Annotated in this window: 8 protein-coding genes and 2 riboswitches; of the genes, 6 read left to right on the top strand and 2 right to left on the bottom strand. The window is 48.6% G+C overall.

Translation table 11 applies throughout. The features are described from left to right. The first annotated feature begins 189 nt into the window (after window positions 1-189). The 5 genes from AC07OI_RS06765 (at window position 190) to gcvP (ending at window position 11,679) form a co-directional block, all read left to right on the top strand. Window positions 190-2,595 (top strand): penicillin acylase family protein, encoded by a 2,406-nt coding sequence (locus AC07OI_RS06765; protein ID WP_495256660.1) that lies wholly within the window; start codon window positions 190-192, stop codon window positions 2,593-2,595. Between the two features lie 586 nt (window positions 2,596-3,181). Next, the gene (locus AC07OI_RS06760) at window positions 3,182-6,577 is read left to right on the top strand and encodes an EAL domain-containing protein (RefSeq protein ID WP_495256659.1); all 3,396 of its coding nucleotides are present in this window, start codon (window positions 3,182-3,184) and stop codon (window positions 6,575-6,577) included. Between the two features lie 175 nt (window positions 6,578-6,752). Then, window positions 6,753-6,841, top strand: a riboswitch (glycine riboswitch). A gap of 11 nt (window positions 6,842-6,852) precedes the next feature. Beyond that, window positions 6,853-6,990, top strand: a riboswitch (glycine riboswitch). Between the two features lie 72 nt (window positions 6,991-7,062). Beyond that, window positions 7,063-8,193, top strand: coding sequence for a glycine cleavage system aminomethyltransferase GcvT (gene gcvT, locus AC07OI_RS06755; protein ID WP_495256658.1), 1,131 nt, complete (start codon window positions 7,063-7,065; stop codon window positions 8,191-8,193). Between the two features lie 92 nt (window positions 8,194-8,285). Further along, on the top strand, window positions 8,286-8,663 hold the full coding sequence (gene gcvH, locus AC07OI_RS06750; RefSeq protein ID WP_492702585.1) for a glycine cleavage system protein GcvH: 378 nt from the start codon (window positions 8,286-8,288) through the stop codon (window positions 8,661-8,663). Window positions 8,664-8,790: 127 nt separating this feature from the next. Then, window positions 8,791-11,679 (top strand): aminomethyl-transferring glycine dehydrogenase, encoded by a 2,889-nt coding sequence (gene gcvP, locus AC07OI_RS06745; RefSeq protein WP_495256657.1) that lies wholly within the window; start codon window positions 8,791-8,793, stop codon window positions 11,677-11,679. 72 nt (window positions 11,680-11,751) lie between these two features. Here the strand turns inward: gcvP and AC07OI_RS06740 are convergent, their stop codons facing one another. Both AC07OI_RS06740 and AC07OI_RS06735 read right to left on the bottom strand, forming a co-directional pair. After that, window positions 11,752-13,875, bottom strand: a complete 2,124-nt coding sequence (locus AC07OI_RS06740; protein WP_495256656.1) for a putative bifunctional diguanylate cyclase/phosphodiesterase — start codon at window positions 13,873-13,875, stop codon at window positions 11,752-11,754. A gap of 314 nt (window positions 13,876-14,189) precedes the next feature. Then, a complete protein-coding gene (locus tag AC07OI_RS06735; RefSeq protein ID WP_495256655.1) occupies window positions 14,190-14,642 on the bottom strand; it encodes a cache domain-containing protein in 453 nt (150 codons plus the stop codon). Window positions 14,643-14,977: 335 nt separating this feature from the next. Between AC07OI_RS06735 and AC07OI_RS06730 the strand changes: the two genes are divergently transcribed. Next, complete coding sequence (locus tag AC07OI_RS06730) at window positions 14,978-15,313, top strand: energy transducer TonB (RefSeq protein ID WP_492702589.1); 336 nt, start codon at window positions 14,978-14,980, stop codon at window positions 15,311-15,313. Window positions 15,314-15,429: the final 116 nt, after the last annotated feature.

The following is a 15,429-nucleotide window of genomic DNA, read 5'->3' as shown; positions in this document are numbered from 1 at the left end:
GAATAGTGGGCGAGCGTGGGCTAAGCAAATAGCAAAAGGTATAGATGATGATAGGTGAGTCAAAATCAATAGTCTATGATGCTCTTTTTCTGATGATGAATTATTGATAATATTGACTGCAGCGCGCTCAGCGTGATTCTTGCGACTGAGTGTAGAATCTGAACACTATGCCACATTGAAAGCTCACTGATGAAACGCTTGCTGAAATGGAGTCTGCTTGTATTGGTCGCCTTGCTGCTGATAATCATCATCGTTGCCACCGTCCATATATATGGCAAGCGCGTGCAACGCTCGGGCAATCAGGTGCTGACAGGCCTGCAAGCCGAAGTGACGGTGCAATATGATGAGCGTGGTGTGCCGCATATAGAAGCAGAAAATGAAGCGGACTTATATCGCGCCCTGGGTTATGTACATGCACAGGACAGGCTGTTTCAAATGGAAATGGTGCGTCGCCTGGCCAAAGGTGAACTGGCAGAAATTCTTGGTCCAAAACTGCTGGATACTGACCGTCTTTTCCGTACCCTGGGTTTGCGCAAACATGCTGCCGATTATGCTGCCAGATTCGATAAAAACTCCCCCGCAGTCAAAGCACTCAATGCCTACCTTGATGGCATCAACCAATATCAGGCTACCCACGCATCACCTCTGGAATTTGAATTGCTGGGTATACCCAAACGTCCATTTACTGCAGAAGATACGGTCGCAGTGTCTGGTTATATGGCTTATAGCTTTGCAGCAGCCTTCCGTTCTGAACCAGTATTGACACAGATACGTGACAAGCTGGGCGCAGATTATTTGCGCATTTTTGATTTTGCCTGGTATCCCGAAGGTGTCATCAAGTCTTTGCCATTGAGCGCGACAGACTGGGGCAGGATGAATCGCATCGCAACGACGAGTCAGCAAGTTATCGAGGAGTTTGGCTTGCCACAGTTCGAAGGCAGTAATGCCTGGGTAGTTGCTGGCAAGAATACTGCCAACGGCAAACCCTTGCTGGCGGGTGATCCGCACATCGCTTACTCGGCACCCGCAGTCTGGTATGAAGCCCATCTCAAAATGCCAGGCTTTGAATTATATGGTCATCACCAGGCACTTAACCCTTTTGCCTTGTTGGGGCACAACCAGAATTTTGGCTGGACGCTGACCATGTTTCAGAACGACGATGTTGACTTTATAGCTGAAAAAATCAACCCGCAAAATTCCAATCAAGTTTGGGTCAAAGAACAATGGGTGGATTTGCAAAGCCGTGAAGAAATCATCAAGGTCAAAGGTGCGGACGCAGTTAAACTGCAATTGCGAACGTCCCCTCATGGCCCCATCATCAGCGATGCCTTCCGTCAGGCCTGGGGCGAAGATCAGACTGCCAAGCCCATCGCCATGTGGTGGGCATTTCTGGAAACTGAAAATCCTGTACTAGACGCTTTTTATGAATTGAATCGCGCGAGCACAAAAGAAATTGCTGCCCATGCTGCCAGCAATATCCATGCACCCGGTTTGAATGTGGTGTGGGCGAATGTGCAAGGCGATATCGCCTGGTGGGCGGCGGCGAAACTGGTCAAGCGGCCCACGGATGTGAATCCGGCCTTCATACTTGATGGCAGTACAGCAGAGGCTGACAAACCCGGCTTTACTGATTTTGCTGATAACCCGCATGAAGTAAATCCAGCTCGTGGTTTTATCGTCTCTGCAAATCAACAACCTTTGCCAGCAGCAGATTTTGCTATCCCCGGTTATTACAATCTGAACGAGCGCGCACGCAGGCTGGAAGCCTTGTTGTCGAAACCTGGCATGAAGTGGGATACCAAAAACAGCCAGGCTCTGCAACTTGAAAACAAGACCGATTATGTCGCTCAGATTTTGCCATCCATATTGCCGATTTTGCGCAAGCAAATAACTGATGCAGATGGCAAACGCCTGCTGGAGCAACTGGAAAAATGGGATGGCAGTTACCAGGCGAATAGCATAGCACCCACCATCTTCAGCCAATTGCTGTATCAGATCATCTATGCGGCGATGGCCGATGAGGTGGGTGAAGTACAGTTCAAAAATCTCTTGCGTACCCGTGCTCTTGACTATGCCTTGCCACGCCTGCTGGCCGATGCAAGGTCACCCTGGTGGGATAATCGCTCAACAGCAGCGGTCGAAACTCGCGACGATATCCTGGCACTGGCATGGCGCGACAGCATCGCGCATTTGCAAAAGACGTTTGGTGCGGACAGCAAGCAATGGACCTGGGGCAAGGCGCATACGCTGACACACAAGCATCCGCTTTCACAGCAAAAACCTTTGGACAAGATATTCAACATAGGCCCGTTTGAAGTGGCTGGCGGGCGCGAGCTGCCGAATAATCTGGCAGCAGCAATAGGGCCAGCACCGTGGGACGTAGTATATGGCCCATCGACACGACGCCTGATTGATTTTGCCGATGCCTCGAAAGCTTTAGGTATCAATCCTGTAGGGCAGAGCGGGGTTTTATTTGATGCACACTACAATGATCAGGCGGCAGCGTTTGCGGCTGGGGCTTATGTGCCGCAGTATTTGAATGAGAAGGATGTTGTGGTGCATGCGAAGAGCGTGTTGATGTTAAGCGGGAAATAATCTGCACTATTTGTAATGTAGTCCAAACGTATTCTTCTGAAATTGTGCTGTACATGGCAGCGTCATTCCTGCGCGCTGTTGGCAGGAATCCACCGGGCTGGCGTTCCAGAGGCGTTTTTAGTAAGCCTTGAAGTGATTTACTCGTCCGCTCTTCAACACCTGTATTTATCATTGATGATTGCAAGCTGGAGGGAGACCAATAATCACTCCCTTTCTTGTCTCTTGCCAAGAAAAATGAAGCAAAAAGAGGCGACCCGGACATCGTCACTCCTGCTGGGTTCCCATTTCGCAAGAAAAGCGGGGAATGCTGGAAATTCCCGCTGCATAACAAGCATTAGTAAATCAGATCGATAATTTTATTTCTGATCGAACTTCCTTTACATTAAATTATCATTTCGTTATACACTGAGTGCATAATTTTTTGATAATAAAAAAACAAAAAAACAATCTTCAAACCGAAAAAAGCACTATTGTTATTTTTCATTAATTTCGAGTATTGCCCGAAATTAATGGACTACTATACAAAGAGATGTTTTGGTGGATGTAGCATGGGACTGTACCTCGGGTAGATCAGGTGGGGCAAACCTTGAAGCGATTTTCCAAATCTAAAAGGACAATACTGACAGCGTTTGTTGCTGCGGCTGTCGTTGTCGTCAGTTTGACGGTCAGTATTTGGAAGGTCGCAAAAGATGCCGCTGAGGCTTCGGAGCTGGTTGCGCATGCGCATAAAGTATTGGATCTTATTTTACGTGCAAACAATGATGCCACTAAGGTGGAATACGCCAGTCAGAATTTCCGGCTTTCCGGAGAGGCGCACTGGCTCGCAGAACGAGACGCAAAAATTATTGATAGAGAGAAGACTCTCGAACGTATCAAGATCTTGACTGCAGACGATGCAAGCCAGCAAGAAAACTGGAAGCGCTTGCGTAATGTTGTCAATGAACGTATCGCTATCTCCAAACATTCCGAATTGATACGAAAAACAGAGGGCTACGCAGCCGCAACTGCATATATTGCAACCGCCCCCTTGATTGAAACCAGGCAGCGTATGTACAGCATCCTGCGTGAAATGGAAAATCAGGAAATGTCGCTATTGGAGATGAAAAATCGCGACTTTGTCCAGGCACGTATCCAGATGGCAAGCATTAGCAGTGGTGTAGCTCTATTGTTGCTATTCAGTTTGGGAGGCACTTACTTATTGTTTCTATCGCAGCTGCGTACCAATGTTGGCTTTCAGCGGGCACTCGCTGATAGTGAAGAAAATCTCAGCACAACTTTGCATTCGATTGGTGATGCAGTACTCGCGACTGATAAGAATGCGCATATTATCCGTATGAATCCTGTGGCAGAACTCTTAACAGGATGGGATTTTGTCCAGGCAAAAGGCAGGCATGTTGACGAAGTTCTTTACTTAATCCATGAAGAAGAAAATTCACCAGTATCCGCTCAAATAGCAGAGATTACGGCGGGTGGCGAACACATGCAAGCTTTGCGGCCTACGGTACTGATTTCTCGCAGCCATCATGTATATCCGATTGCAGGCAGTGTTGCTGCAATCAGTAATTCATGCATGCAAATTAGCGGTACTGTCATCGTATTCCGGGATGAAACAAACGCACGCCAAGCGCAAAAAATCATCCTCGAACAAAATGAGACACTTGAGCTACGCGTACGCGAAAGAAGCATGCAATTGCTTGAAAGCGAACAGCATCTGAAAAAAATTATCAATAGCGTTCCTGCTCTGATTGCGTTTGTCGATGCACAGCAACGCTATGTCTATGTAAATCAGCAATACCATGAACGCTTTGCGGCGGAGAAAGCAGATATTTCCGGTATGACTGTAGAAGAAATACTAGGAAAAAATCGCTATGTGGTCGCTGCGCCGATGATAGAAAAAGTCTTGCAGGGGCGTGCGCAGAGTTATGACTGGCAACCGTTTCCTGGGGTCTGGCAAGCAATCAATTACATTCCGAAACACGACGCCGAAGGCATTATTTCCGGTTACTACGTGCTTGGTCTTGATATTACAGAACGTAAGCACGCGGAAGAAAAAATTAATACCTTGAACAATGAACTGGAGCAGCAGGTTTATCAACTGGAAAGTGTTAGCCGGGCCTTATGTACCATCAGCGCTGGAAATAAAGCGATGCTGTATGCTACAAATGAACAGGCGCTGCTCGACAGCATGTGCAAAGCCATCGTCGACGTCGGTAACTATGCAATGGCCATCGTCTTATACCGCATCGATGATGAGTTTAGAACAATGATGCCGATGGCAGAAACCGGATTTCCAGGAGGGCTTTCTGGTTTGCATGAAATGAAGGTGAGTTGGGGTAATAATCCATATGGCCGTGGTGTTGTTGCGACGGCTGTGAGGACATCGCAAACTTCAGTCGTGGCAGATTTACAGTCTGATCCATACTATGCACTATGGTCTGAAAAATTTTCTCCTTGCGCTTGTGCGATTGCCTGTCCGCTGTATGTTGAAGGCCAGACCATTGGTGCGATCGCCGTTTATGCAAGCGAAATGGATGCTTTTGGAGACAAGGAAGTTGCCCTGCTGTCAGAGATGGCCGATGATCTCGCGTTTGGATTAAGCACACTTCGCGGACGCGAAGAAAAGAAAAAAACGCGCCTGGCGATAGAGCGTCTCACGCGTTTCGATACTTTGACTGAATTACCAAACGAAACCCAGTTTGTTGAATCTATCGTTGCGGCCATTAACAGCGGTAAACAACCACAAGCGTTCACTATCCTTCAAACGAATATTGAACGTTTGAACGAGATTAACGTCGCTCTCGGCTTCAGCCAAGGTGACCAGTTGATCAAAGAACTAGGTGCACGCTTGAGACAACTTGTTCCGGACGAGGCAATAGTTGCTCGCCTTCGTGGCGACGAATTTGGCATTCTCTTACCTGATTGTGGTACCGAAGATGCAATTGCTTGTGTTCAGAATATAGAGAAGTCATTGCAGTCGCCGTTCATGATTTCTGGAATTCCTATTGATGTTTCGGTAAAAATTGGTATTGCCCTATTTCCGCAGCACGGTAACACGCCGCATGATTTGTTGCGATTCACCGATATGGCGGCAATGCAAGCAAAACGGCAAAGCGCCGATTATGTGATTTTTGATCCGGTGCAAAAGCAAGATCAGGCACGTCACCTGAATATGGCTGGCGAATTAAAGCATGCGATAGAAGCTGGTGACCTTAGGCTATATCTGCAACCTAAAGTTGAGATGAGTACTGGACGAATATGTGGTGCCGAAGGTTTGGTCCGTTGGAAACATGCAACGAGAGGATTGATACCACCTGGTGAATTTATCAGCCTTGCAGAGCACACGGGTTTAATTAAGCCATTGACAGAGTGGGTAGTTGAAACAGCTTTGCGCATGAATCAGACCTGGGGAAAAGACGGAAAAGCTTTACCCATCGCAGTCAACTTGTCGTCACGCAATTTACGTGACGACAAATTAGTAGGAAAAATTTTGCATTTGCAGGAAGTATTTGATGCGCAACCAGGCTTACTCGAAATCGAAATCACCGAAAGTATGGTGATGGATGATGCTGAGTTCTCTTTGCAAGTGTTACGGGAGTTGCGTGCGATAGGTATCTCTATGTATATCGATGACTTTGGCACTGGTTATTCGTCGCTCAGCTATTTACAAAAATTGCCAGTCGATTACATTAAAATTGATCAATCGTTTGTATCCATGATGATCGAGAGTAAGGAGTCGTCCAGAATCGTCCAGTCAACCATAGATCTGGCACATGATTTGGGCCGTAAAGTAGTAGCTGAAGGAGTGGAGACTCAACAGCAATGGGATCAACTGGCACTATATGGCTGTGACTTTGTACAGGGATACTTTATTGCAAGACCTATGCCAGCAGATGAATTTCAAAACTGGATGGAGCAATTTCAACATAGTCATCTGAAACTCTCTTCTTGCCCGATCGTAGAGGCCAGCACAATTGGCACGTGACATACTTGAGTGGGTATTGAGATAATAAAATGTCTGCACAAATAATGTGCTCCGGGGTTTATTGAAAACTCTAAAAATAGTTATTTATTTAATAAAATATTCAGCCCGTTCACAGTTTTTCTGTAAATATTTCCACACTCAACTACCCAAGCCCTTGCAAGCCTTATATAATCGCGCTACTTGATCGGGAGAGCGTGACGAAAGTTGCCGCCGAAGGGGCTAATACCCAAAAAACTCTCAGGCACAAAGGACCGATCAACGGGGTAGTTAAAAGTTGCCCCAACTCTGGAGAGCGGTAGCGGCAGACATGTTTATTTTATAAATATTCGCCGGACTACCCACCGAAGGTGCGCACGGGCAGCAAACATACAAGGCTCCCGTAATCTCTCAGGTACCAGGACAGAGGGGTATGCGATTTCAGCGCATGCGGCGTTTATTCGCCGGCATGCGTTTGTTCGTCCCTTCAATCTGGTAACGAGGCACTCATGACGCAAGCAGCGACATCACTCAAGGCAACTCCTCTCAATGCAGCCCATCGTGCGGCTGGTGCAAAAATGGTTGATTTTGGCGGCTGGGACATGCCTGTCAACTATGGTTCCCAAATCGAAGAACATCATGCAGTGCGCACTGATTGCGGCATGTTTGATGTATCTCATATGTGCGTCGTTGATCTGCAGGGCGAGAATGTACGCAGCTTCCTGCGTGGCCTGGTGGCAAACAATGTCGATAAATTGCAGGTCGCGGGCAAGGCTCTGTATTCCTGCATGTTGAAGCCTGAAGGCACGGTCATTGATGACCTCATCATTTATTTCTTCAGCGAAAACTGGTTCCGCCTGGTCGTCAATGCAGGCACGGCAGAAAAAGACATTGCTTGGATGAATGCCCGCAATGCAGAAACGAATAGCGGCCTGACTATTACCCAGCGTCGCGATGGCGCAAATGCTTTTGCTCTCGTAGCAGTGCAGGGCCCGAACGCCCGCGCCAAAGCATGGGAAGTCTTGCCAGAAGCCAAGGCAGCCAGCGCAGAAATCAAACCTTTCAACGCAGTCATCGTCGCTGAGACTTCCTTCGGTGAAGTCATGGTGGCACGCACTGGTTATACCGGTGAAGATGGTTTCGAGATTGCCGTTTTTGCTGATCGTGTGACTGATTTCTGGAATGCCCTTGTCGCAGCGGGTGTCAAACCTGCTGGCCTTGGCGCGCGTGACACCTTGCGTCTGGAAGCTGGTATGAATCTGTATGGCCAGGACATGGATGAAACAGTCAATCCGCTGGATGCTGGTCTGGCCTGGACTATCGACCTGGTCAGCGAACGCGATTTCGTCGGCAAGCAGGCACTGCAGAAACAAGGACAGAATGCCCAGTTCCTGGGCCTGATCCTGCGTGAAAAAGGTGGCATACTGCGCGCGCACCAAAAAGTAGTATGTGCACAAGGTGAAGGCGAAATCACCAGCGGTACTTTTAGTCCCACAATGGAACAGGCAATTGCGCTGGCGCGTTTGCCTATGGGCGTGTCTGTAGGCGATACTGTACATGTTGTTATCCGCGACAAGCAACTGGCAGCATCTGTTGTCAAACTGCCTTTTGTCCGTAACGGCAAAATCCTGGCCGTATAATTTGATCTGCAGTCAGTACAGCTACTAGTACTGACTACTATTGATTAGCCACTCATTATTATCTAAAACAATTTATTTAACTGGAGCCCATCATGAACGTACCAGCAGACCTGAAATACACGACATCCCACGAATGGGTACGCACAGAAGCAGACGGCACGATCACTGTCGGCATTACTGAATTCGCTCAGGATGCTTTGGGCGATATCGTTTTCGTTGACCTGCCTAAAGTTGGCACAGCACTAGAAGCTGGCAAGGATTGCGCAGTGGTTGAATCCGTCAAGGCAGCTGGTGATATCTACGCACCAGTGACTGGCGAAGTTGTCGCCATCAATGAAGAACTGGCCGATGCACCAGAGTCCATCAATGCTGATGCGTTTGCTGCATGGCTGTTCAAACTCAAGCCAGCCAATATTGCTGATGTTAATGCCTTGATGAATGCTGAAGCTTACGCCAAGAACATCGCTTAATAGATTCATTAAGAGAGGTAGCCCTGTGGCTGCCTCTTTTAATATGGATTTGCCTGTTGCAATGAAATCCTTGGTCCCGCATAGCTACACCTGATATTCCACGTTACTCTTCTGTACCTCATATACCATGACCCGTCCTTCACTGACCCAACTGGAAGCGCATGACGCTTTCATCGCTCGCCATATCGGCCCTTCTGAAGCAGAACAAGCCGCCATGCTGAAAACCCTGGGCTATGCTGACCGCACAGCCCTGATTGATGCCATCGTCCCGGCCAATATCCGCCGTCACGATGTGCTGCCACTGGCGCAATTCACAGAAGCCAAGTCCGAACAGGAAGCACTGGCCACATTGAAGGCACTGGCGTCAAAAAACCGTGTACTGAAATCCTTGATCGGTCAGGGTTATTACAACACACATACACCAGGCGTGATCCTGCGCAATATCTTTGAAAACCCTGCCTGGTACACAGCTTACACACCATACCAGCCAGAGATTTCCCAAGGCCGCCTGGAAGCCATCTTGAATTTCCAGCAAGTCATCACTGACCTGACCGGTATGGACATCGCCAATGCATCCATGCTGGATGAAGGCACGGCTGCGGCTGAAGCCATGACGTTGATACAGCGCGTAGGAAAATCCAAATCCAATGTGTTTTATGTCGCTGCCGATGTCTTGCCACAAACACGCGAAATCATAGAAACACGCGCCAAGCCGCTGGGTATAGAAGTGCGTACCTGCGCTGGCAATGAAGCGCTGGACAATGATTGCTTCGGCGTCCTGTTGCAATACCCGGGCGTTGACGGTTCCATCGTGGATTACCGCGAATACGCAGCTGCCTTGCATGCCAAGGGCGCAATGGTCATCGCTGCTGCCGATTTGCTGGCACTGACACTGATCGCTTCCCCAGGCGAGTGGGGTGCTGACGTTGTTGTTGGTAACAGCCAGCGCTTTGGCGTACCACTGGGCTTTGGTGGCCCGCACGCAGGTTACATGGGCACGCGTGATGCATTCAAACGTAGCATGCCAGGTCGTCTGGTTGGCGTTACTGTTGATGCACAAGGCAACAAGGCTTATCGTCTGGCTCTGCAAACACGCGAACAACATATCCGCCGTGAAAAAGCCACATCGAATATCTGTACTGCCCAGGTTTTGCTGGCAGTGATTGCCTCCATGTATGCCGTCTATCACGGCCCGGCAGGCTTGCGCCAGATCGCCTTGCGCGTACACCGCCTGACGGGTGTTCTGGCTGGAGGTTTGAAGCAACAAGGTCTGGCTATTGCCAACACCACTTACTTTGACACCCTGACAGTCAATGTCGCCAATGCCGCTGCATACCACCAGGCTGCCCAGGCTGCTGGCTACAACCTGCGTCAGATCAGTGCAACACAGGTTGGTGTTTCTCTTGATGAGACAGTCACACGTGCTGATGTTGAAGCCCTGTGGGTGATTTTTGCCAAGGCAACTGGCGTCACAACAGCGCCGGATTTTGCAACGATAGAAGCTGGCGTCAATGATGCTTACCCAGCAGCGCTGACACGTGGCACGACTTACCTGACACATCCAACCTTTAACCGCTATCACGCAGAACATGAAATGCTGCGTTACCTGCGCAGCCTGGCTGACAAGGATTTGGCGTTGGACCGTACCATGATACCGCTGGGTTCATGCACAATGAAACTGAACGCCACCAGTGAAATGATTCCTGTCACTTGGCCTGAGTTCTCCAGCATCCATCCATTCGCGCCAAATGACCAGACTATCGGTTACCGCGAAATGATCGATCAACTCGAAGCCATGTTGTGCGCAGCGACTGGCTACGACGCCGTATCCCTGCAACCAAATGCCGGTTCCCAAGGTGAATACGCAGGCTTGCTGGTCATTCAGGCTTACCACGCATCGCGTGGTGAAGCACACCGTAATATCTGCCTGATCCCATCTTCTGCACACGGTACCAATCCAGCGTCAGCCAGCATGGTAGGCATGGACGTGGTCGTGGTGGCTTGCGATGACAAAGGCAACGTTGACCTGGCTGACCTGCAAGCCAAGGCAGAAAAACATAGCGCTAACCTGGCAGCAGCGATGGTGACTTATCCATCCACGCATGGTGTGTTTGAAGAAGGCATACAACAACTGTGCGAAATCGTGCATAGCCACGGTGGTCAGGTGTATGTTGATGGCGCGAACATGAACGCGCTGGTCGGTGTAGCAGCACCAGGCAAGTTTGGTGGTGATGTCAGCCATCTGAACCTGCACAAGACTTTCTGTATCCCTCACGGTGGTGGCGGCCCAGGCGTAGGCCCGGTTGCAGTTGGTGCGCATCTGGCGAAGTTCCTGCCTAACCAGAAATCTACTGGCTATGTCCGTGGTGAAGATGGTATCTCTGCCGTTAGTGCTGCGCCATTTGGCTCTGCCAGCATCTTGCCTATCTCATGGATGTACATCGCCATGATGGGAGCAGAAGGCTTGAAGGCAGCAACAGAAACAGCAATCCTGGCAGCGAACTACATCGCCAAACGCCTGGCACCACATTACCCTGTCCTGTACAGCGGTCATGATGGACTGGTTGCTCATGAGTGCATCCTGGATCTGCGTCCATTGACAGATGCTACTGGCATCAGCAATGAAGACGTGGCCAAACGCCTCATCGACTTTGGTTTCCACGCACCGACCATGAGCTTCCCTGTGCCTGGCACACTGATGATAGAGCCGACAGAAAGTGAATCTCAGGCTGAACTCGACCGCTTCATCGATGCCATGATCAGCATCCGTGAAGAAATCGCCAAGGTGGCCAGTGGTGAATTCGATGCCAAGGATAATCCGCTGAAACATGCGCCACATACAGCAGAAGTGCTGATCGCCAATGAGTGGCCACATGCTTACAGCCGTGAAGTGGCAGCTTACCCGGTTGCTTCCCTGCGCAAGAATAAATACTTTGCGCCGGTTGGCCGTGCAGACAATGTCTATGGTGACCGCAATCTTTTCTGCTCTTGCATACCAGTCAGCGATTACGAATAAGTCTTGACGGCTTTGCTCAAAATGAAAACGGACATGCTTGCATGTCCGTTTTTTTCTTTGAATCTTGATAAATCAATTTGGCATCAACACAGGAATAGGGGCGTGCGCTGTAATCCCCAGACGTAGCATTTTTGCGAATTGCTCCGCAGCCAGTGGCCGGCTGAAAATATAGCCTTGTCCTTCCTCACAATGCTGGGCTTTCAAGAATGACAGTTGTCCTTGCTTTTCTATGCCCTCTGCAATCACTTTTTGCTTCAGGCTGTTTCCCATGGCGATGACAGCGCTGACAATAATGCCATCGCCGTCGGTTTTGTTGGCGCCGATTTCATTGACAAAGGACTGATCGATCTTCAATACATCAATAGGGAATTGATTCAGGTAACTCAGACTGGAATAGCCGGTACCAAAATCATCGACAGCCAGTTGTATGCCCATGTCTTTCAATTGCTGCAGTATGGCAATACTGTTTTCTGCATCTCGCATGAGTACACTCTCGGTGATTTCCAGTTGCAGGCAATTGGGAGAAAGCTCGGTTTCCTGCAAGATGGCGCGTACAGTGCCAACAAAGTCCTGACGACGAAATTCGACAGCAGAAATATTGACGGCAATTTCCGAGATTTTCAATCCTGCATCCTGCCATTTCTTGGTCTGGATACAGGCTTCACGCAAGACCCAGCGACCTAGCGGGATGATGACGCCGCAGTCTTCTGCAATACCAATAAAACGTACTGGCGGCACCATGCCCCATTGTGGATGCGACCAGCGTAGCAGGGCTTCTGCACCGGTAATGGCACCGCTTTTGAGGTTGATCTTGGGTTGGTAATGCAGAGAAAATTCATTGCGTATCATTGCCAGTCGCAAATTGGCTTCTATGACTTGCCGCTCAACGGCACGCACATTCATTTCTGGCTTGAAGAACTGGAAGTTGTTACGTCCTTTTTCCTTGGCCTGGTACATGGCCGTGTCGGCGTTTTTAATCAAGGTGTCTGCATCTGTACCATCAGCAGGGTATGAGCTGATACCTATGCTGGTTGTGACATACAGCTCATGGCCATTGATGCTATGCGGTGTGGCCAGCGACTTCAATAATTTTTCGGCAGTGAAGGCGGCATTCTCGGCAGACTTGTCGTCTGTCACGAGTATCACGAATTCATCGCCACCCTGACGGCTGACCGTATCAGAACTACGCACGCAAGCGCACAGGCGTTCTGTGACGGATTTCAATAGCATGTCGCCCAGGGCATGACCCAGGGAATCATTAATATGCTTGAAATTGTCCAGGTCCAGGAATAGCACCGCAAGATGTGTCTCGCGCCGTTTAGCGAGGCCTATGGCCTGTGCGATGCGGTCATTCAAGAGTGCACGGTTGGGTAGATTAGTCAGGAAATCATGTTGTGCCAGGTGAGCCATTTTCACTGCCATGGCTTGGGTCGCCGTGATGTCGCGAAACACCATGACAGCGCCAGCCAGATTGCCGTATGCATCGTGGATGGGTGCAGTAGAGTCTTCGATGGCGACCTCGCTCCCATCACGTCTGAGCAATATGGTGCCGGGTGTCAGTGTGGTGGCGGTATCTTGCTGTAACACTTGCATGACGGGATTGGCTTTCACTTGTCTGTTTTCGCTTTGTATAAGCGGCATGACCGTAGCAATGGGCTGGCCTTGTACTTCTTCTCGCTTCCACAGCGTGATATGTTCAGCAGCGACATTCAGGTAATCAATATTACCCGCCATGTCCGTGCCTATGACCGCATCGCTGATGGAGTTGAGGGTGATTTCTGCCCGTGCTTTCTCCAGGAAGGCAGCATCTTCAACGGCTTTGCGCTGAATAATATTGCGCAAGGATTGTGGCACCAGGTAACTGGAAAAATGGCCCCGTGTCAGAAAACCCTGGGCACCGAGTTCTACGGCTTCCAGTGCCAGTGCATGATCAGTGTCACAGATAGTGAGTATGGGGATTTTGGGAACGATGGCAAATAAATGCTGGAAGCTGGTTATGCCCTTGCTGTCTGGTAGGAAGCAGTCAAGCAATATGATGTCTATGGGTTTGGTTTTATCTTGCAGGTGTTCGACAGCGCTGGATAGGCTATCTGCAAATACGGTTTCATAATAACCATCGCGGGCTTTTAGCAGCGCTTCCTGAAGTGCCAGGGCATCGGCAATAACAGGCGTAACGACGAGAATTCTCTTGGCCATGAGCTGGCTCCTTGTAAACTTTGCAAATTGAAGGTAGCCAAAGACTGTCGTGACAAAGTCGCCAGCCGGTTTGCTATAAACCTTTTGCCCATGCAAGAGTGTCTCTTGTCATGATGCCTGGACAGAAATTACTTGATGAAAACTTATTCGTCTGTGCGATGCCGTACAAAGTGTTTGCAAGGCTGTTATTTCAATGCTGTTTTTCCCGGTCACAAAAATAAAAAAGGTATCGAGAAAACGATGCCTTTTTGCTAAGTGCTGTATTAGAGAAACTTGTGATCCTTAATTATTACTCCTTAATTATTACTCTTTAATTATTTTCCTTTATATATCCCTGCTTCAAGTATCACGTCATTACTGCGAAAAATATAAGTGGTTTTGTTTTCTATCTGTTTGCTGACAGGATTGTTGTAGCGATAGTCTACCCAGCCTTTGCCCTTGCTTTTGGCCAGGGCAATGATTTCCTTGCGATAGTATTTGCCGTCTGCATCTGGCAGGTCCAGCATGTTTTTGCCTATCAGTTTAGGGTTGATAGGGTGGGCAATAACTACACCATCAAGTCCACGCACATAAAGATAAATCGAGCCATTGATAAACTCTGGATTTTTATTATTGATTTCCTGTACCAGAGCATCCTTGCCATTTTTTTGCATGTAAGCTAGGCCCTTATCGACCATGGCGATGGCATCGGCAGGATTGTCGTCAGCCAGGGCGAAGTTGAATTGACCTGCCAGCAGTAATACCATCAACAATTTGAATATTTTCATTTTCATGGTCTCCCTATATGTGTTCAATCAAAGTGCTCAATCAAGCGTTTCATTTTTATGGGCAGCATTTATGACAACAGAATGCATGAATTAAGACTAGTGGAGATGTGTGAAAAAAGCAAAGCTCCCATGTCAGGGAGCAACACCTTGCAAAGTTCACATTGTCATAGCGCAATGATGGTCGTTTGGCTATGCGTACTGGGCACAATCTTTAACAATCATTGCACTGATTAAATGGGAAAAATGTTGCGTTGCGGAAAAAATGTGCAGTAAAATACGCATCTGTTTCCATGTGGCAATATCAAACTTTTCCTAGAACTTACGTCCTTACTCCCATGAAAAAATTACTTCTCGCTACCGTCCTCGTTGCATCTTCTTTCGCTACATTGGCCAGTGAAGTGGCGCCAACTGTTGACAAGCAGACTTGCGAAAAACCGGTTTATCCAAAATCTGCCTTGATGAATGAAGAAACTGGTACTGTGGTCTTGTCTGTACTGGTTGGGCCAGATGGCGCGGTGGTTGATTCAAAAGTGGAGAAGTCCAGTGGCTCCAAGGCTTTGGACAAGGCAACACAAAAAATTTATTCTTCCTGCAAATTCAAGCCGGGCGCTAAAGATGGCAAGCCACAGCAAGCCTGGACCAAGCTGGAATATGTCTGGAGCCTTTCCTGATCATTCAGGAAGATTGCTGACATATTGGTTCAGCAAAATAAAAAAAAGAGATGCAAGAGCATCTCTTTTTTTATGTGCAAGACAGCATGAATAATCCGGTTTTCCATCCTCTTTTT

Source organism: Undibacterium sp. GW821-FHT07F11 (assembly GCF_059418665.1).
The sequence above is the reverse complement of the archived record's forward strand: the minus strand, read 5'-3'. Positions and strand labels throughout refer to the sequence as shown.